Source organism: Vibrio sp. RC586 (assembly GCF_000176715.1).
Classification (GTDB): Bacteria; Pseudomonadota; Gammaproteobacteria; order Enterobacterales; family Vibrionaceae; genus Vibrio.
Window position 1 is genome coordinate 233763 of sequence record NZ_ADBD01000013.1, and the last position, 20102, is coordinate 253864.

At 47.4% G+C, this 20102-nt stretch carries 17 protein-coding genes; 9 read left to right on the forward strand and 8 right to left on the reverse strand.

Annotated elements, in window-relative coordinates; all coding sequences use genetic code 11:
• The first annotated feature begins 299 nt into the window (after positions 1–299).
• From aat to infA, 3 genes are all read left to right on the forward strand, one after another.
• Positions 300–1031: a leucyl/phenylalanyl-tRNA--protein transferase gene (gene aat / locus VOA_RS04455; RefSeq protein WP_001029444.1), complete on the forward strand. Its 732-nt coding sequence runs from the start codon at positions 300–302 to the stop codon at positions 1029–1031.
• 3 nt (positions 1032–1034) lie between these two features.
• A complete protein-coding gene (locus VOA_RS04450; protein ID WP_000093312.1) occupies positions 1035–1736 on the forward strand; it encodes an arginyltransferase in 702 nt (233 codons plus the stop codon).
• An 83-nt stretch (positions 1737–1819) separates the two neighbouring features.
• Positions 1820–2038, forward strand: coding sequence for a translation initiation factor IF-1 (infA, locus tag VOA_RS04445; RefSeq protein ID WP_001040192.1), 219 nt, complete (start codon positions 1820–1822; stop codon positions 2036–2038).
• 180 nt (positions 2039–2218) lie between these two features.
• Here the strand turns inward: infA and fabV are convergent, their stop codons facing one another.
• From fabV to VOA_RS04430, 3 genes are all read right to left on the reverse strand, one after another.
• A complete protein-coding gene (fabV, locus tag VOA_RS04440) occupies positions 2219–3424 on the reverse strand; it encodes an enoyl-ACP reductase FabV (protein ID WP_000584506.1) in 1206 nt (401 codons plus the stop codon).
• 198 nt (positions 3425–3622) lie between these two features.
• Complete coding sequence (locus tag VOA_RS04435) at positions 3623–5905, reverse strand: acyl-CoA dehydrogenase (RefSeq protein ID WP_000097000.1); 2283 nt, start codon at positions 5903–5905, stop codon at positions 3623–3625.
• 55 nt (positions 5906–5960) lie between these two features.
• Positions 5961–6587: a TetR/AcrR family transcriptional regulator gene (locus VOA_RS04430; RefSeq protein ID WP_001208098.1), complete on the reverse strand. Its 627-nt coding sequence runs from the start codon at positions 6585–6587 to the stop codon at positions 5961–5963.
• A gap of 445 nt (positions 6588–7032) precedes the next feature.
• Here VOA_RS04430 and VOA_RS04425 point away from each other — a divergent pair, with 445 nt between their 5' ends.
• Both VOA_RS04425 and VOA_RS04420 read left to right on the forward strand, forming a co-directional pair.
• Complete coding sequence (locus VOA_RS04425; RefSeq protein WP_000903706.1) at positions 7033–7926, forward strand: 1-aminocyclopropane-1-carboxylate deaminase/D-cysteine desulfhydrase; 894 nt, start codon at positions 7033–7035, stop codon at positions 7924–7926.
• Between the two features lie 18 nt (positions 7927–7944).
• Positions 7945–8226 carry a DUF1496 domain-containing protein gene (locus VOA_RS04420; RefSeq protein WP_001246549.1) on the forward strand — a complete coding sequence of 94 codons (282 nt, stop codon included), beginning with the start codon at positions 7945–7947 and terminating at the stop codon, positions 8224–8226.
• On the opposite strand, the gene VOA_RS04415 is transcribed toward VOA_RS04420, so the two are convergent.
• Together VOA_RS04415 and VOA_RS04410 are read right to left on the reverse strand one after the other, a co-directional pair.
• Positions 8207–9658, reverse strand: a complete 1452-nt coding sequence (locus tag VOA_RS04415; RefSeq protein ID WP_000938040.1) for an NAD-dependent succinate-semialdehyde dehydrogenase — start codon at positions 9656–9658, stop codon at positions 8207–8209. The genes VOA_RS04420 and VOA_RS04415 overlap by 20 nt on opposite strands.
• A 137-nt stretch (positions 9659–9795) precedes the next feature.
• Entirely contained in the window at positions 9796–10398 is a 603-nt protein-coding gene (locus tag VOA_RS04410) for a TetR/AcrR family transcriptional regulator (protein WP_000777154.1), read from the reverse strand.
• Between the two features lie 195 nt (positions 10399–10593).
• Here VOA_RS04410 and VOA_RS04405 point away from each other — a divergent pair, with 195 nt between their 5' ends.
• The 4 genes from VOA_RS04405 to VOA_RS04390 all read left to right on the forward strand — a co-directional run bounded on the left by VOA_RS04405 (position 10594) and on the right by VOA_RS04390 (position 16664).
• Complete coding sequence (locus VOA_RS04405) at positions 10594–11418, forward strand: hypothetical protein (RefSeq protein WP_032468370.1); 825 nt, start codon at positions 10594–10596, stop codon at positions 11416–11418.
• Between the two features lie 55 nt (positions 11419–11473).
• On the forward strand, positions 11474–12568 hold the full coding sequence (locus VOA_RS04400; protein ID WP_000197923.1) for an efflux RND transporter periplasmic adaptor subunit: 1095 nt from the start codon (positions 11474–11476) through the stop codon (positions 12566–12568).
• Positions 12568–15615, forward strand: coding sequence for an efflux RND transporter permease subunit VexD (vexD, locus tag VOA_RS04395; RefSeq protein WP_000350233.1), 3048 nt, complete (start codon positions 12568–12570; stop codon positions 15613–15615). Before VOA_RS04400 ends, vexD begins: the two co-directional genes overlap by 1 nt.
• A 260-nt stretch (positions 15616–15875) precedes the next feature.
• Complete coding sequence (locus VOA_RS04390; protein WP_000237098.1) at positions 15876–16664, forward strand: EAL domain-containing protein; 789 nt, start codon at positions 15876–15878, stop codon at positions 16662–16664.
• Positions 16665–16718: 54 nt separating this feature from the next.
• Here the strand turns inward: VOA_RS04390 and pepE are convergent, their stop codons facing one another.
• Genes pepE through dcuC form a run of 3 tightly spaced genes read right to left on the reverse strand, consistent with a single transcriptional unit; the run spans position 16719 to position 20074 of the window.
• The gene (pepE, locus tag VOA_RS04385) at positions 16719–17450 is read right to left on the reverse strand and encodes a dipeptidase PepE (RefSeq protein WP_001023668.1); all 732 of its coding nucleotides are present in this window, start codon (positions 17448–17450) and stop codon (positions 16719–16721) included.
• Between the two features lie 20 nt (positions 17451–17470).
• Entirely contained in the window at positions 17471–18703 is a 1233-nt protein-coding gene (gene pepT / locus VOA_RS04380; protein WP_001028154.1) for a peptidase T, read from the reverse strand.
• 9 nt (positions 18704–18712) lie between these two features.
• Positions 18713–20074, reverse strand: coding sequence for a C4-dicarboxylate transporter DcuC (dcuC, locus tag VOA_RS04375; RefSeq protein WP_000634178.1), 1362 nt, complete (start codon positions 20072–20074; stop codon positions 18713–18715).
• Between the last annotated feature and the right edge of the window lie 28 nt (positions 20075–20102).

Consider the following 20102-nt stretch of genomic DNA (forward strand, 5'->3'; position numbering starts at 1 on the left):
TGTGTCCTTGCGCCGCTGAAAGTCCTTATGATTATGGGTAGCGGCGAAAATTCTTCGTATCCGCAGACTAACTAAATTCAATCACAAGCGCTAGCCTTAATCTTGTTCAGATTGAATTTTTATTTCTATTTATGCACTCCGTTTTCCTCCTCATTTTTCCATAGCCGCTAAGATTGGCAAAACCACGGAAAATCACTAAGATCGCCGTTCACAATCCCGAATCACTTGTCAGTGATGGTGCATGTCTGCTCACTCACTTCTGGAATTTATCGCAAGAATTTGCAAGGTAAACCAATACGATGGCGATTTATCTCACTGAATTAACGCGGGAAGATCTCACCTTCCCTCCTCCATTTACGGCTTTAGAAGAACCTAACGGCCTATTAGCGTTTGGGGGCGATTTAAGCCCAGAGCGAATTTGGGCAGCCTATCAGCAAGGAATTTTTCCTTGGTATGGGCCAAATGATCCGATTCTATGGTGGAGTCCATCTCCACGTGCCGTATTTCAACCAGCACGTTATCAGCCCTCAAAAAGCGTGAAAAAGTTTCAACGTAAACATCAGTACCGAATTAGCCTAAACCAAGCGACATCGCACGTTATTGAGCAGTGCGCATTAACTCGCCCTGCCGATCAACGTTGGCTCAATGACCCAATGCGCCATGCGTATGGCGAGCTGGCGAAACAAGGTCGTTGCCATTCTGTCGAAGTGTGGCATGACGAACAACTGGTGGGGGGGCTTTATGGCATTTCGGTTGGCCAACTCTTTTGCGGGGAATCGATGTTTAGCCTCGCAACCAATGCTTCAAAAATTGCGCTCTGGTATTTTTGTGACCATTTTTCGCAACATCAAGGACAGTTGATTGATTGCCAAGTAATGAATCCGCATTTGCAATCTTTAGGGGCGACCACACTCAGCCGTGAACAATTTATCCAATCGTTGCTATCTTTTAAGGAGAAGCAGGTGCTCCGTGGCTGTTTTGAACCTCAGTGGCTCGCCACACCGAGTTCTCCCTGTGCCTTTGAGGATTGATGCATGAGCTCAGATATTCAGCAAATTCGTATTGGATTAACCAATAACCACCCTTGTAGCTATTTAGCCGATCGAATGGAGCGCGTTGCGGTGGCAATCGACCCACAAATGCAATCTCCAGATAGCTATGAAGTTTTGATGGCAAATGGCTTTCGGCGCAGCGGTGATACCATCTATAAACCGCATTGTGACCATTGCCACGCTTGTCAGGCGCTACGCATTCCTGTCCCCGATTACACGCCTAGCAACAGCCAAAAACGATTACTCAAACTGTTAGAACGCCATTTCCATTGGCAACTCAAACCTGAAATGGATGAAGAGTGGTATCAGCTCTACGCACGCTATATCTTTGCACGGCATCGCCATGGTTCCATGTACCCGCCCAATAAAATGGAATTTGCCAAATTTGCTCAAGCAAAATGGCTCAATACACAGTATTTGCATCTTTATGAAGGTGAAAAGTTGGTTGCCATTGCAGTGACCGATTTACTTCCTCACAGCGCGAGTGCGTTTTACACCTTCTATGACCCTGACATTACGCTCTCTTTGGGTACTTTAGCTGTGCTTTGTCAGTTGAATCACTGCCAACAGACCAAAAAACAGTGGCTTTATTTGGGATATCAAATCGATGAATGTCCAGCAATGAACTATAAAGTCCGTTTCAATCCGCATCAAAGGCTAGTAAATCAACGTTGGCAAGGGTAGAATACGCCGCAACTTCCCATATTGAACGTTTAATGGCAGAATCCTGCGCCGTTAAAGATCGCCAAATTTCTAAAGAGGATTAAATGGCTAAAGAAGACGTAATTGAGATGCAAGGCACTGTCCTTGATACTCTTCCTAACACAATGTTCCGTGTAGAGCTTGAAAATGGTCACGTAGTGACAGCTCACATCTCTGGAAAAATGCGTAAAAACTACATCCGCATTCTAACTGGTGACAAAGTCACTGTAGAGATGACTCCTTACGATTTGTCTAAAGGTCGCATCGTCTTCCGTGCTCGTTAATTTCTGATTGTCGAACACAAAACAAAAAGCGGAGCCTAAGCTCCGCTTTTTGTTGCCATAAAGAAAGCACGGTATCGACTATTTAGCTCAACGCTGATATCACGTGGCAAGTTTACGCTCAAAACTTGAGGCATAAAAAAGGCGCAATAACGCGCCTTTTTAGGGTAAGAGTAATTTTTCTTACTCAATATCAATCACTGCGAATTCGACTTCTGGGTTAACGTCAGTATCGTAATCAATGCCTTCAATGCCAAAGCCAAACAGCTTGATGAACTCTTCTTTGTACATGTCGTAATCAGTCAACTCACGCAGATTCTCTGTGGTGATTTGCGGCCACAGATCACGGCAGTGTTGCTGAATATCATCACGCAGCTCTAAGTCATCCAAACGCAGACGGTTGTAGTCATCCACTTCAGGCGCTGAGCCATCTTCTTTGTACAGACGTTGGCTGAACATGCGGTAAATCTGTTCCATACAGCCTTCATGCACGCCCTGTTCACGCATTTTCTTAAACACCATGGCGATGTAGAGTGGCATAACAGGAATCGCTGAGCTGGCTTGAGTCACTACCGATTTCAATACCGCGACGTTGGCTGTTCCGCCTTTGGCAGAGAGCTTCTCGTTCAGTGCAGTCGCTGCGCGATCTAGGTCCATCTTGGCACGGCCTAAAGCACCATCCCAGTAGATTGGCCAAGTCAACTCAGTACCGATGTAGCTGTAAGCAACGGTTTTGCAACCTTCTGCCAGTACACCCGCTTCTTCAAGCGCTTGGATCCACAGTTCCCAATCTTGACCGCCCATTACAGTGATCGTGTCGGCGATTTCTTGCTCGGTCGCTGGCTCAACGCTGGCTTCGATGATCACATCTTTATTGGTATCTACCGCCGTAGAGGTGTAAGTTTCACCAATTGGCTTCAGTGCTGAACGCACCAACTCACCCGTTTCTGGCATCTTACGTACTGGAGAAGCCAGTGAGTAAACCACCAGATCAATCTGACCGAGGTCTTGCTTGATCAGCTCAATCGCTTTTTGTTTTGCTGCATGAGAGAACGCATCACCGTTAAGGCTTTTCGCGTACAAACCCGCTTCATGAGCCAATTTGTCAAATGCTGCAGCATTGTAGAAGCCCGCTGTACCTGGCTTTTTGTCGGTACCTGGCTTTTCAAAAAATACGCCGATGGTTGCCGCACCACCGCCAAACGCCGCAGCGATGCGTGATGACAGACCATAGCCGCTAGACGATCCGACAACCAACACGCGCTTAGGGGCATTTTTGATTGGACCTTGCGCTTTTGTGTAGGCAATTTGTTCTTTTACGTTCGCTTCACAACCCACTGGGTGCGTTGTTGTACAGATAAATCCACGAATTTTAGGTTTGATGATCATATTCAACTTCCTTAAAAAATCGTCGCTAGGATAAAAGGTTCAGGCACAAACCGCATCTAATTTCTCTCAATTTCGCCGAAAATGACCAGTGGTTGGAGCACTCATAGGGGTATTTTCCCGGTTATGCTCACAAAAAACTCAGCCAATGAAAATAAAGAGGGCCTCTGATTAGAAGCCCTCGACACGCTATTTAAACCGCTACGCCACACTGTTTAACTTAGGTTTGGTGGTTTGATGAGTATGAATTTGCGAGAAATCATGGCTGAAGTGATCCACTTGAATCGCACGGCTACGCAGTTTTTCGGCTGCCAAAATGGATGCCACTTCATCCGCACTCAGTACACCCACTTGTTGTGCTTGTACTAGGCGATCTGCCAAGAAGCCTTTACGTGCCACTTTGCCCTCTTTTACGCCTTGTTGCAGTTTACGTTCTAAGCCTTTGATGCTGTACATGGCCAAAAACGCTTTTTCCATCAAGCCAACGCTATCGTCTTCCTCTTTACCTATGTAGCAAAGTTGGGTTAAGCGATCACGATGTGCTCCCGGTGTCATTAGGCTTTCAGCTAACTTCACCGCCAGCTCATCACTTGGTGGAGCAAAATGGTTGCCTAGCGGGAACAACAGCCCCTTCAAAAGCGCTCCGACACCAGTAACTGGGTAGTTACGATACGCTTGATTGAGCGATTTCGCCGCGTGATGCAAACAGTACTGCATGGCGTAGTGGACATAGTCGAGATCGGCTTGATGGCGACCTTCATCCTCATATTTTTTCAGTACTGCAGAACCCATATACAGATAACTCAATGCATCACCTAAACGTGCCGAAATCATCTCTTTGCGTTTCAGCTCGCCACCTAACGTCAGCATGGCGACATCCGCACTCACCGCTAAAGCACGGCTTAGACGAGTCATCTGCTTATAGTAGTTTTGAGTTGGGCCACTCATATTGGCTTTAATAAAGCGTGACCCCGTCAGCGCGGCAAATAGCGCACCAAAGCTGTTTTTGGTCGCGTGAGCAATGTGTTTGAACAGCAATTCATCAAACGCTTTCGCCCCTTCTTGTTGATCAGGATTGGCCGCGGCTTCCATCTCTTTTAAGACATAAGGATGACAACGAGTAGCACCTTGACCAAAGATCATCAGGTTACGCGTCAAAATATTCGCCCCTTCCACAGTGATTGCCACTGGAATACCTAAATAGTGCGTTGCCAAGTAGTTCATTGGGCCATCTTGAATGGCTCGGCCAGAGTGAATATCCATGGCATCATTCAAAATGGTGCGACCAATTTCCGTCATGTGATACTTGGCAATCGCCGTGACAATCCCTGGCTTTTCTTTGAGATCCAGAGACGTGGTAGTCAACGTTCTGGTCGCTTCCAGCAAGTAAGTTAAACCACCTATTCGACCCATGGCTTCCGCCACACCTTCAAATTTACCAATCGACATCCCAAACTGCTTACGCACATAACCGTATGCTCCTGTGGTGCGTGCAGTGAGGTGGCCAATCGCCGTGCCCAATGCAGGTAGGGAAATACCGCGCCCAGCGGAAAGACACTCCACCAACATACGCCAGCCTTTGCCTGCGTATTCCGCCCCGCCTATCAACCAATCCATTGGAATGAACACATCTTGTCCGCGTGTTGGGCCGTTCATAAAGGCTAAGCCTAGTGGGTCATGACGTTCACCAATCTCAACCCCTTCATGGGAAGCTGGGATCAGCGCACAAGTAATACCGATATCTTCTTTATCACCCAGCAGATGCTCTGGATCGTTTAGTTTAAACGCCAACCCTAGTACCGTTGCGACTGGCGCAAGCGTGATGTAGCGCTTGTTCCAACTCAAACGAACGCCTAAAACGTCTTTGCCTTCATGTTTGCCGTAACAGACCACACCTTGATCGGGAATACCACCCGCATCAGAACCCGCTTCTGGTCCGGTCAGGGCAAAACAAGGAATGTCAGTGCCATCAGCCAAACGAGGCAACCAGTAATCTTTCTGCGCTTGAGTACCGTAGTGTGACAACAGTTCACCTGGGCCTAATGAGTTAGGCACCATCACGGTTACCGCGGTACTGATGCTGCGTGTAGCAATGCGTGACACGATTGTGGAGTTGGCCAGCGCAGAGAATTCGCGGCCGCCATACTCTTTCGAAATAATCAGCGAGAAGAAACGCTCTTTACGTAGAAAATCCCAGACCTCTTTGGGCAGGTCGCGATCTTCTTTCACTATCTTGTAGTCATCCAATATGCTGAGCAGGGTTTCTAGCTCGTTATCGATGAAAGCCTGCTCTTCTACCGATAAGGTGGGGTTGGGGTAATGGTGCAGTTTGGTGAAATCGGGTTTACCAGAGAACAGCTCGCCGTCCCACCATACACTCCCTGCTTCCATGGCTTCTTTTTCTGTTTGTGACAGAGGAGGAAGCACTTTCTTAAACATTTTGAAAGCGGGGTCGCTGATCCATTTTCTGCGTAGAGAGCTCATATTCAGATCCTTTTGTTCACTGGTTACAATTTTATTTTTGTTATGAGTCGGTTATTTATTTCGCCGCCACTCCGGCAGCGAGGTATGGAATCAGTTGATCAACCACAGACTTTGGATCAACTTTGCTTCCAAAAGCGTTTTCTGCAATCTCTGCCAGAGCCTGACTAGAGGCCATGGTAAAAACACACGTACCTAAGGTGAAATGCAGCCGCCAAAACAAAGTTTCTCGCGTTAAACTGGGATTCGCCTTAAGCACAGAATCGGTAAATAGCGTCAGTACATCGTTGTAACGATTGGTGATAAACCAACGTAAATGCCCTTGCACATCGGTATAACCTCGACCGATAAGCAACATAAAGCGGCTGGTACCGTTAGGGCGCAATTCATTGAGCGAACGGAGTGGAACACGCAGTGCTTCAAACACCTCTTCCATCTCGTAATCATTTCTTTGGTTAAGCAATTCTAAAGACAGCTTCATTTCGGGCATGAACGCTTCTAGATAGCGGTTGAGTACCGCCCGAACTAAGGTTTTCTTGTCACCAAAATGGTAATTGACGGAAGCTAGATTCACTCCAGCTTTGCTAGTGATGGTGCGTAAGGAGGTATCATTAAATCCATATTCTGCGAAAAGCCCTTCTGCCACATCAAGAATTTTTTCCTTAGTACTGCTGCGTAACGCCATTTCAATCACTCGTATCAAACATCTGTTTGAAATATACTCTCGACACATTTGATTAACAAGCGATTAACATCACATTTTTCTTCATGGTCTAACCAGAAGGTTCTAAGCTCTTGCTTGAAAGAGAAAAGCGCCTAACAAAAAATATTTAAAATTTTTTGCAAATTATCGGAACTCTTTCTCAAACCCCCAGTCTGAATAGACGTGATTGACAGAGCTTTGAGAGTTTTACTGGCCGTCAAACTTGGTTCTCGACTGACTGTCACTAATTACGCTGCTTTTTCCTTTTTATTAACTCCTATACTTGTGTACGCCCAAAACCAGATTGTTTTGGGCGTTTTTTTATTCGTTGATTTGCCGTTTTAAGCCCTCTACTTTGACTCAATCGGGTAGTCGAGGAGAGCAATCTGCGTATAATGACCAGCCCAATTCATCGCTAGATTTCCCTATGCTGATTGCACAATCCCCTATCACTGAACATCGTTTCGAAGGACAGACCTTTTATCTCAAGCGCGATGACAAATTACACCCACATTTTAGTGGCAACAAAGCGCGCAAATTGATGGCGCTGCTTGAAGGGGATTTTTCCAACATCACCACCTTAATCAGCTATGGCTCTGCACAAGCTAACTCACTTTACTCCTTTGCAGCCCTCGCCAAATTGCGTGGTTGGAATTTAGAGTTTTATGTAGATCACATCCCCACTTGGCTTAAAAACTATCCGATTGGCAACTATCGTGGTGCATTGGAATTGGGAGCTCAAATTATCGAAACACGGCCACTTGGCGCAACGCATCCTAAAGCGTTTATTGAGCAACAAAGAAATGCGGGGGCTGATTGTTTAGTGATTGAAGAAGGAGGACGCAGCACCTTAGCAGAACCTGGCATTAAACAATTGGCGATGGAAATGCTGGAATGGATCCGCCACCAACCACCTCAAGATTGGGTTGTGGCTTTACCTTCAGGGACAGGAACTACCGCTCTCTACCTGCACAAGTATCTACAGCCGCATGGCGTTGAAGTCGTGACTTGTCCCTGTGTGGGCGATGAGTCCTATTTACGTGAACAGTTTTTAATGCTTGGTGAAAGCTCTCACCCCACTATTCTGACCTCTACGACTAAGCACTACTTTGGTCACCTCTACCACGAAGACTACCAAATGTGGCAGCACTTGCTTGCGCAAACTCATATTGAATTTGATTTGCTGTATGACCCTTTGATGTGGCGCTTACTGCTGCCTTGGAGAGAAGAGAACCCAGCCCGAAACTTGCTTTATCTACACCAAGGCGGTTTACTAGGTAATGAAAGCATGTTGCCACGCTATGAAAGAGAATTTAGCTAAATAAGGTTGGAGGGTTGAATGCGAAACACGATGGGGATAATGGCTTTACTCAGTTACAGCGTGACATTACACGCCGCTCCGACCACCACCACTTTACCGATCGTGGTTAGTGATGATGTCGCCAAACGTGTTTGCTATTACCAAGATCAAGCCTATTCGGAAGGTGCAGTGATCTTGGTGGGTGAGATTTACCTTTCTTGTCAGCGAGCCAGTGACTTTGAAACCAACGGCCCGCTGAAATGGTTGCCAATGAATGGACAAACCGGCAAAACGACTAAGCCTAAGCTAGTCCACCCATAAGGGTGTATTTGATTTCAAGATACTCTTCAAGCCCATGCTTTGCCCCTTCTCGGCCAAGACCAGACTCTTTGATGCCACCAAAAGGGGCTAACGCGGTTGAAATCAACCCTTCATTGATACCCACAATGCCCGCTTCCAATGCTTCGCTCATGCGCCAAGCACGGCTCAATGACTGGGTATAACAATAGGCAGCCAAACCAGAATCAGTAGCGTTGGCTCGTTCGATCACCTCTTGCTCAGAGCTAAAACGGAACAGTGCTGCCAATGGCCCAAAAGTCTCTTCACTCGCCACACGCATCTCATCCGTCACTTCGGTTAAAACATGTGGTAGGAACAAACGACTTCCCGCTTGAGGAAACTCTCCAAACACGACTTTTGCCCCTTTACTTTGTGCATCAACGATATGGGATATAACTTTAGCAACGGCAGCCTCATTGATCAGCGGACCGATGTTTACACCTTCATCCAAACCATAACCGACTCTGAGCCTACTGACACGATCCACCAGTTTGGCCACAAATTGATCGTACACCGCATCATGAACATAAATCCGGTTAGCACACACGCAGGTTTGCCCTGCATTCCGGAATTTTGCCACCATCGCACCATCAATCGCGGCATTGATGTCGGCATCCTCAAACACAATAAACGGGGCATTTCCACCAAGCTCTAGAGACAGTTTTTTCACGCTGTTGGCACATTGTGCCATCAACAATTTGCCTACCCCCGTTGAACCTGTGAAAGAAAGTTTGCGCACCATTTTGCTTTCGGTTAGTGCTCGCCCAACCTTGATGGCATCGCCAGTCACAACTTGAAACAAACCATCGGGGATGCCAGCCTGTTGCGCGAGATCGGCCAACGCTAAGGCGGTAAACGGCGTATCCGGTGCAGGTTTTAACACCACAGCGCAACCAGCTGCAAAGGCAGGTGCACATTTACGGGTAATCATCGCCGCGGGAAAGTTCCAAGGCGTAATCGCGGCAACAACACCAACTGGCTGACGTGAAACCAAAATACGCGCATCGTTTTTATGGGATGGGATCAACTCGCCATATGCACGTTTGGCCTCTTCGGCATACCATTCAACAAAACTGGCGGCGTAGTGAATTTCTCCTCTGGCTTCTGCCAGCGGTTTACCTTGTTCAATAGTTAATAACTTCGCCAATGATTCGTGATGCTGCTCAATTAACTCATACCAACGGCGCAAAATTTTTGCTTTAGTATCAGCCGTTTGCTGACACCAAACCGTTTGTGCTGTTTGTGCCCCCATAATGGCACGTTGGATTTCTACGTCGCTCAGCTGTGGCACAGTGCCGATGACACTACCATCATAAGGATTATCGACCCTGTGCCTTGCCGCTTGTTCGCCAGCAACCCATTGCCCATTGATAAAAGCACTTTGGTGAAACAGTGGAAAATCAGTCGGTAACATAGAGAAACTCCTTATCAAGCCGCCGTACACGAGCGCGCGATAATGGTAGATGAATAATGAAGAGCGCATCTTGCGCCTATCCATAGCAAATGAACAGCCATTCTTACTCGGAATCACCGCTCATCGGGGATCACACTTTACTGATCGTGCCTAGCATAACTTGCCACGAATATGCGCACGATTTCTTTCATCATTCGCTGTTGCTGCTGAAAACTCGGCCGTTCAATCGCTGCAAATAACTGTGGCCATAAAAATTGACCATGAAACAGGTTCATTAAGGTCGTCGCCATCAAGTTCACATCCGCAGCCATCAGTTGTTTATCCTTGCTGGCGGCCGCTAGCCAAGTGCTGAGTGCCTTATCTTTCGCTCCCATTAAGGAGAGGTATTGCTGAGTCAGTGAAGGATCACGGATAAACTCACCAACAATCATCCGCACCACATCAAGACCAATCTGCTGGTACAGCACCTCTACCTTAGCCGCAAGATAACCGAGTAACTGCTCACTGATCGAACGATGACTTTCGTATTCAAAATCAAAGTTATGCGGCTGCGCCACCAACACATTGATCACTTCGATAAAAAGCAGCTCTTTACTCCCAAAATGGCGATACAAAGTACGTTTTGAGGTTCCTGCACGTTCACAAACGCGATCCATATTAGCGGCATGAAATCCAAACTGCGTGAATTCCTCTTTAGCGGCTTCAATTAAGGCAAGGTTTTTTTGTTCACTAAGCTTCATGCAGCATTCTTTCTCCGAGGTTATCTGGCGCTACTATAAAACGGCAAAAGGTACACTTACAAGTTTACTTTCTGCCATTTTTCGGAGTATGATCCCCAAAAATGGCGTTCAGGGATCAGAAACCATTGTTGGTAGTCTGCTACGAAGCAAGACATTTCCTTTATTTCCCAGATGGTTAACAGCTGAGTCAACTGAATGATATTAAGAACACTCGTAATACTGATGCTCTACTCTCTTTCTCACCCAGTGTGGGCAGAGACGTTTTCTCTGCCGATCTGGAAAGAAAAAGCGCAAGCACTCGGCTATGAATTGCCCAAACCGATAGGCTTTAGCCTGAGTTACATGACGATGGAACAAGGGATTGATGTTGATTCGATTGCCTTGCAAGGGCTTGGACGGTTACCGCTTAAACTCCAGGCCGAACCAGGTCGTCAGCACACCGAAGTGCTGACCCTACGTGCCGATGCTTGGATATTCCCATTCCTCAACCTCTATGGTTTGGTGGGAAAATTGGATGGTTATTCAACCACAGATGTCAATGTTAAGTTTCTCGGTTCCACAACCCCGATTAAAGATTTTCGCCTTGATCTCGATGGCTACACCACTGGAGTTGGCGGGGTACTGGTAGGGGGCTACCAAAACTGGTTTGCCTTAGTGGATGCCAGTTTCACACAAAGCCGTTTAACCGTGATTGATGGCACCATTGATGCGTTAGTGATTTCACCTCGAGTGGGTTATGACTTTTACAAGCATGGTTACCCACTGCGACTTTGGGCCGGAGCCATGTACCAAGATGTTGAGCAAACGCTGCAAGGCTCACTTGCCGATTTAGGGCTGCCAAGTCAGCTCACCGCTTTACTACCTAAAGAGGCGGGATTTGTTGTTAAACAGCATTTACGAACACCCTGGAATCCATTGGTTGGTCTACAGTATCAAATTAACGACTGTTGGTATTTGCTCGGCGAGTTGGGATTAGGCGATCGTCAAAGCCTATTTTTCTCTCTTGATCGCCGTTTCTAATCTGTCATTCACACGCAATACGTCTTCACGTTGAGACATTGAGGAGCAAAACATCATGACTAGGCCTCTTATTTGTTCACTGCTATCACGCCGCACCTTACTCAGTTCGGTGATGGCATCCGCACTACTGCTCACTGGCTGTGGTGAAGCACCACAAGTCAGCGCCCCCGCTCCTGTGGTAAAACCGGCCCTAATAGAAATTATCGCTAACCAACGCGCTTCCGATCTCACTTTTAATGGTGTGGTGAGAGCAGCGCAGCGTGCCGATCTGGCGTTTCGGATCAGCGGTCGCTTGACTGATATTGCAGTGAAAGAAGGGGACCAAGTTAAGAAAGGGCAACGGCTAGCAACCTTGGATGCAAGAGATGCCAAAACGGCTCTCGAAGCAGCACTGCTTGAACTAAAAAACACCGAGCAAGAATACCGCCGCGCCAAAGCGATTTTTGAGAAAACCCAAGCGATTTCTAAAGCTGAGTTGGATAAAGTCACCAACCGCTATGACCTTGCCAAAAACCGAGTGGAAGACGCCAAACGCAAACTTGAGTACACCCAAATTACTGCGCCTTTCGATGGCATCATCAGTGAAAAATTGGTCGAGAATTTTGCTCAAGTACAAGCCAATCAAGTGATCATGACACTGCAAGATCTGAGCGATTTAGAAGTGGCGATTGAGATTCCCCATCGAGTCATGATCTCTGGGGTAAGAAATACGCGAGCGATTGCCGAACTGAGCGCCATTCCTGGCCAACAATTCCCTCTACAATTACGCACCTATTCGACTCAGGCGAACTCGGATTCACAAACCTACTCGGTGGTACTTGGTTTTGAAGATTTGAAAGGGTTCCGCGTAATGCCCGGAATGTCTGCCAAAGTCATCCCAGTGCAAGAGGACAACGCCAGCGAAAGTCGCTTAATCACCCTCCCCATCACCGCTTTGGTTCCGGATAACCAAGGCAAGCAGTTTGTCTGGGTGGTGAACGCCCAAGACCATGCCGAAAAGCGTTATGTCGAAATCGGTACTACTTATAAAAACCGCGTGGTGATCAAACAGCACTTACAACCGGGAGAGCGAGCCATCATCGCAGGTGTCTCCAGTGTAAGAGAAGGCATGCCAGTACGCCCATACACGGATAATAACGGAGCCCAATAATGGACATTGCACGTTATACCATTGCGAAACGCACCAGCGTTTGGGTGCTGATTGCCCTCACCTTGATTGGTGGCTACATCAGTTATCTAAAATTAGGTCGCTTTGAAGACCCTGAATTCGTGATTCGCCAAGCGGTGATTATTACCCCATATCCGGGCGCAACGGCGCAAGAAGTCTCCGATGAAGTCACCGATGTAATTGAAGGCGCGGTGCAAGCACTGCAAGAGCTGAAGGAAGTGAAATCGGTTTCGATGCAAGGCCGCTCCGAAGTAACGGTTGAGATCAAACTCGAATTTGCGAAATCCTCAGCTCAACTGCAACAGGTGTGGGATAAGTTACGCCGTAAAGTGGCCGATGCCCAACGTCAGCTCCCTCCTGGTGCCGGTACTTCCATCGTTAACGATGATTTTTCCGATGTGTATGCGCTATTTTATGCAGTAACAGGCGAAGGCTTTAGCGACAAGCAGTTGCAAGACTATGTCGATACTCTGCGCCGTGAACTGGTGCTCGTGCCAGGGGTTGCCAAAGCCGCCACGTTAGCCGAGCAGCAAGAGGCGATTTTCATCGAAATGTCCAGCGAGCGTATGGCGGAGTTTGGCCTTTCGGTTGAACGTGTTTTGCAAGTGCTGCAAAAGCAAAGCTTGGTGACGGTAGCCGGCAGTGTCGATGCCCATCAAATGCGTATTCCAGTGATTCCCACTTCTAACATCAGCTCGCTTGCCGATCTGAAAAATTTACAAGTCGCGGTGGGCAGTAATAATGCCGTGGTTCGCCTTGGTGATATTGCCAATATTAGCCGCGGATACACCGAACCCACATCCATGCTGATGCGTTATAACGGCCAACGCGCGATTGGTTTTGGTATCTCCAATGTGACGGGCGGTAACGTAGTCGAAATGGGCGATGCCGTCAAAGCACGTTTGGCTGAACTTGAAGGCCAACGTCCGCTAGGGATGGAACTGCATGTGATCTCCATGCAGTCTGACTCGGTTCGCGCTTCAGTGGCCAACTTTATTGACAACCTGATAGCGGCTGTTGCGATTGTATTTGTGGTTCTTTTGCTGTTTATGGGTGTTCGTTCCGGCGTGATCATCGGCTTTGTTCTGCTGCTGACGGTCGCTGGCACCTTGTGCATTATGTTGATTGACGACATCGCGATGCAGCGGATTTCGTTAGGTGCACTCATCATCGCACTCGGCATGTTGGTGGATAACGCAATTGTAGTCACTGATGGCGTGTTAGTGCGCTTTCAGCAAGAGCCGAATGCAGATAAACAGCAAGTAGTGTCAGAGGTAGTCAATGCCACCAAATGGCCACTGCTTGGCGGTACTGTGGTGGGGATTTTTGCCTTCAGCGCGATTGGCCTCTCCCCTTCGGATATGGGCGAATACGCCGGCTCCCTGTTTTGGGTAATCCTCTACTCGATGTTTTTGAGCTGGGTGTTTGCGGTAACGGTGACACCTATGCTGTGTCACGACTTCTTGCGTGTGAAAGCGCAAAACCTGCAAGCCAAACCGTCCAAGTTGGTCACGGGTTATAAAAACGTATTACAGTGGGTGTTGAGTCATCGAGTCGTGAGTTGCTTGATGCTGCTCGGAACGCTCATTGCCGCGATTTGGGGCGCTCAATTCATTCCACCGGGTTTTATGCCGGAATCACAACGCCCACAATTTGTGGTGGATGTGTATCTGCCGCAAGGCTCGGACATTCACCGTACTGAACAGGTTGTCGCAAGCATTGAGAAAGAGGTGGCGCAAAAAGAAGGCATCACTAACATCACCAGTTTTATTGGTGGGGGTGGTCTGCGTTTCATGCTGACTTATTCGCCAGAAGCACGTAACCCAAGTTATGGCCAACTCCTCATCGACATTGATGATTACACCAAAATTGCGCCACTGGTTGGTGAGTTGCAAAACGAGTTAGATGCGAAATACCCAGATGCTTCGATCAAAGTATGGAAGTTCATGCTCGGTCGCGGCGGCGGTAAAAAGATTGAAGCTGGCTTCAAAGGCCCTGATAGCCATGTGCTACGCCAATTGGCCGAGCAAGCCAAAGCCATCATGCACGATGATCCTAACCTGATTGCCGTGCAAGATGACTGGCGTCAGCAAGTGCCCGTATTGCAGCCTGTGTATTCAGCGCAAGAGGCTCAACGCCTTGGTTTAACCACGCAAGAAATTAGTGCGGCCATTGCTCAAACCCTAAGCGGGCGCAATGTGGGCGTTTATCGCGAAGGTAATGACCTGATCCCGCTGATTGTGCGTGCGCCAGAAAGCGAGCGTCACCACGAACGCGCCATTGAAAACAGCGAAGTGTTCAGTGCACAAACAGGCCGCTACATTCCGGTGAGTCAGTTAGTGGATTCGGTGAACACGGTTTATCAAGATGCTTTGCTGCGCAGAATTAATCGTATGCCGACCATCTTAGTGCAAGCTGACCCCGCTCCTGGAGTGATGACAGCCGATGCCTTCAACAATGTGCGCGAAAAAATCGAGCAGATTGAGCTGCCGGCAGGTTATGAGCTGATTTGGTACGGTGAATACAAAGCATCGAAAGACGCCAATGAAGGCTTAGTGATTTCAGCGCCTTACGGTTTTGCTGCCATGATTCTGGCGGTAGTGTTTATGTTTAATGCGCTGCGTCAGCCACTGGTGATTTGGATGACCGCCCCCTTTGCCGTAGTGGGTGTCACCATAGGTTTGATTGCCTTCCAAACTCCATTCGAGTTTATGGCGATTCTCGGTTTCCTAAGCTTGATTGGCATGATGGTGAAAAACGCAATTGTGTTGGTTGACCAAGCGGATGCTGAGATCCGAGAAGGGAAAGAAGCCTACTTTGCGATTATTGATGCCGCAGTGAGTCGCGCCCGCCCTGTGCTGCTTGGTGCCTTCACCACGATTTTAGGGGTAGCGCCTCTGCTGGTGGATCCTTTCTTTAAAAGTATGGCAGTCACCATTATGTTCGGCCTGCTATTCGCCACCATTCTGACGCTAGTGGTCATTCCACTGTTCTACGCGATCTTTTTCCAAGTGAAAGTTTCAAGGTGAACGCAAAAAGCTCGCTCGCCCACTTCGCACAGAAAAATGCCTCGCCTTTAACACTCAAGGCTCCATTCGGAGCCTTGATATTTTCCTCGTCACCGACTTATTTCGCCCCGTGAATCAAAATTGATTCAATAACCAAATTCATTTATCACTAAAATAAGTAGGTGGTCATAAAATTGTGATGGGAAATTCTCGCGTTTTTAAGGGCCGTTGACTGATTAAGTCTTTGAAAAGTTATCGCGAACAAGAAACTGGAGAGTTGTATGGTGATCAGTTCAAGAGCAGAGTTTAACGCTCATCTTTATCAGGATGATGAGGATTTATGGTGCGCCAAATATCGCGGCCTTGAACTCAGTAGCGTCTATCAACCCATCTTTGCGCAATCTGGCGAAATACTGGGGGTTGAGGCCCTGCTGAGAATCAAAAACACGCAAACTCAAACTCCCATCGCTCCTAATATCGTACTCGACATCAACCATCACTCAATCGAAGAATGCATCAACCTTGACCGCTTAAGCCGCGTCATCCATATCCGAAACTTTGCGCAAAGCACCTTTACCAACTATCAGCTTTTTCTGAACATTCTTCCGGTTGCCAGTGAATACAATATGGCACAAGCTTACCCATCATTACTCCTTGTTGAACGAATTCGTGAACTCGGTTTAGAGCCGGAACAGGTCGTACTTGAAATCACCGAATCGGATTCCGCTAATGAGGAGCTGCTGCGTCAAGCAGGGGAATACCTCAAAAAATCGGGGTTTCAAATCGCGATTGATGACTACGGAAGCTTTGCTTCTGACATTCGGCGCGTTGATTTGATTCACCCTGATATCATCAAGCTCGACAAAGGGCTACTGGATGAATATTGCTGTGGCCAAACCCACGTTTTTGATGACATTTTTCAGCTTTGCCAAGCAACCAATACCCCTGCCGTTATCGAAGGTATTGAGCGCTCAGAACAGCTTGAGTTAATGAAAAACTTAGGTATTCACTACTTTCAAGGCTACTACCTAGCTCGCCCCGCCACTTTGCTTCAACTGAATACCCCATAGCTTAAAAAAACAAGCAGGGCATTGCCCTGCTTGTGTTCACCTCGTCATCCAAACTTAACAACCATGTTGTAACAACGGACTCAGATCGTCACCTGCGGAGAAATATTCCGCAATACAACCGTGACGGAATAACTTTAATGGCGCACCGGCTGGGCTGTGATAATGGAGAGTGTCACCGCAAACCTCCAATAAAGTCCCTTCTGGGATCCCAACAACCAGTTCATGCGGATTTTGAATCAAAAACTCTTCAATTCGTTCATCACGAGTTTCACCCATATGGCCAGAAATTGAGGCCTCAATGTAGTGCGGGTTGATTTGGAATGGCACCAGATTCAATGCAGGCAAAATGGCTGCAGACACAATTGGCATATCGTTCGTTGTTCGAATGGTTGGGCAAGCAATGTTGGTTCCCGCACTCCAGCCAATAAACAGTTTATTGGATTTTAGAATAGCCTGACGAAGCGGACGAACCAGTCCAAAATCATGCAGTTGCTTATTCAGCACCCAAGTATTACCGCCACTCACAATAAAGGCATCGGCTTCTTCAATCGCTTTAACTGGATCTTCCGCATGATGAATACCTGAGACTTGTGCACCGAATGGGCTCAATACCTGCTCTAACTGAGCAAGGCGATCATCATAGTTTCCTCGAATCATCGCATAAGGAATAAACAAGAACCGCTTCGCTCCAGTTCGCTTAACCGCCGCCTCAATCCAATCTAAACCAAATTGCAATAATGTTTCGTTGCCACTGGCTTTACCGTTACTAAATAGCAAAATATTCATAATGTTTGTTCTCCGTGATTTCACTGCTTTTCACTGGTTAAACGAATGATGTCTTGTACTACCGCACTGGCGGCGTAAAGAGACTGAACAGGAAGATACTCATAAATCGAGTGGAAGTTATGTGCGCCCGTGAACAGATTTGGACAAGGTAAGCCTTTTTGCGATAGCACTGCACCATCATAGCCACCCCGCATCGGAATGGCTTTCATCTCAATGCCGTTACGCTGATAGGCTTGCTTGGCAATCTCCAAAATCCCAAAACGATCCTCTTGCAAGCTGTTGGCTACGTTTTCGTAGCGATTGCTGAGTTGGATGTCTACACCACCGCCCCACAATTGCTGACAACTCTCCGCCAAGCTTTGTAAAAAACGCATCCGCTGTTGGTAACCTTCCTGAGTAAAATCACGCACGTCCAGATTCAACACGGTTTTCGCACTATTTCCTTTGAGCTCTTTGACCCAGTAATACCCTTCTCGGCCTTCCGTGTATTCCGGTGCTTCGCCAGCGGGCAGCATGGCAATAAATTTATGTGCCATCAGTAACGAGTTTTTCAGCTTACCTTTGGCCGACATGGGATGCGCAGACTGACCCGTAAACGTCACCACCACATCACCTGCATTCCAGTTTTCACACACAAACTCGCCAATGCCACAGCAATCCAACGTGAAGCCGAAATCCGCATTGAAAGCTTGCACATCAAAGGCTTTCGCCCCTCTTAAGCCCTGTTCTTCATCCGGTAAAAAAGCCACTTTTACCGTGCCGTGTTTCTGCTCTGGATGCGCTTGAAAATACTGAAGTGCATCCATAATCGCCGCGATCGCCGCTTTATCATCCGCACCCAACAAGCTCGTTCCATCCGTTACCAAAATGTCTTGGCCTCGGTATGCTGCCAAATCAGGAAATTCACTCTCGCGCAGATAAATGCCCAGCTCTTCATTCAGGCAGATCGCGTCCTGATCATGCCGCTTAATCTGCGCCCGCGTATCATTGGCTTGCTCTGCACTCGTATCTAAATGTGCAAAAAAGGCAACCGTAGGGGCTTCATGTTCAATATTGGCTGGTAGTGTTGCGGTAACAATTGCCGTATCAGCAACCTGCACATCCACCAAGCCCAGTTGTTCTAATTCACGCGCCAATTGTTGTGCTAACACCCTTTGACCGGGTGATGACGGCATCACCCCTTGCGCCCCTTTGAGCCGATCTGTTGTGGTATTGATTTCGGTATAACCAATGAATCGTTCAACAATATTCATGATCGCCTCCTAAATGAACAGCTGTGAAGCCAGAAGAACAGTGACCAGTCCACCTAACATCGGGATAACAGTACGCTTGGCAAGTTCAATCGGCGAGACGTTGGCCACTGCCCCACACGCGATAATGACCCCGGCAACCGGTGATGCTGAACGCATTAAGCCTGAAGCAAGCTGCATTGGCATCGCCACCGCCGCAATCGGAGCGCCAACTTGTGAAGCCACTTCTGGAGCAAGGTTAGAGAAGCTAAAGAAAGAAGCATTGCCAGAGCCAGAAAGCAAAGTCACCAGCACAATAATGGATACCAACACCAAGACCATAGCGATATAACCAAAGCCTAAACTTGAGGCTGAATCCAGTAGTAAACTGATAAAGCCGATAGTTTCTAAGCCAGTAACAAACACTTGGGCTGCTATGATCAAGCTCACCACGCTTGCAAACACGCCACCCATACCATCGAGATAGACACGTAAGGAAGCGGCAACCGTTTTACCATCACGCGTTAAAAGGTAATCAAACAGCATAGAGACAAACAGTGCAATGAACATTGCTGTCACCACATTCATGGTGATCGTATCAATACCAAATTGGCTAAAAGTCAGGAGCAGCATCAAAGGTAATACAGGGAAGATGGCAAACCACTTAGGCACAACACGTTGTTCTTTTTCTTGAATATTGAACTCACTCTGCACGCCTTTCTCTGCATCTTTACGATCAAAATAGCGTTGGCAGACAAAATGCAAACTCGCAATAACCACCATAGCAGCGATAGAAACCTGCAATTGATAGCTAACAAAATAGGTTGCCACATCAATACCCGATACCTCTGCCGCTTTGTTCGCCGCCGAAGATGCAGGGCCTAAATCCAAGCAACCCGTGGTAGCTACTACCGCCGCTGCTGCCGCAGGGTTACACCCCACCCCAACGAGAACTGGGTACATAGCGACTAACAACAGTAATGATAAGCCTGTTGCACTTGGAATAAAGATATTGATCAATTGCCCCGTAATATACGCCATGGCTAAAACCAAATACGGGTTTTTGATGTAAGAGAGCGGCTTGGTTGCCATTTGTACCATAGCGTTAGCAGCACCGATATGGCTCATGTATTTTGAAAAACCACCGACAGCCATAATAATCAAACCCAATTTGGCTAGAGTCGAAGACGCAATGACATGAATAATTTCAAAAAAATCAACAATAATGGAGCCTGTTGGCTTGCCCCCTTTGGGCATAAAATCCGCATCACCATTAATCACGCCTAGCATGATCATAAATAAACCGGAAAGCAGTAAAACTGCCTGAGTATTATATTTTTTAATAATAAAATACCCAACAATAAAAATAATAGGTATCGCTAAGTATGTAATCATCTTACACCTCATTTGTTTAATTAGGCTT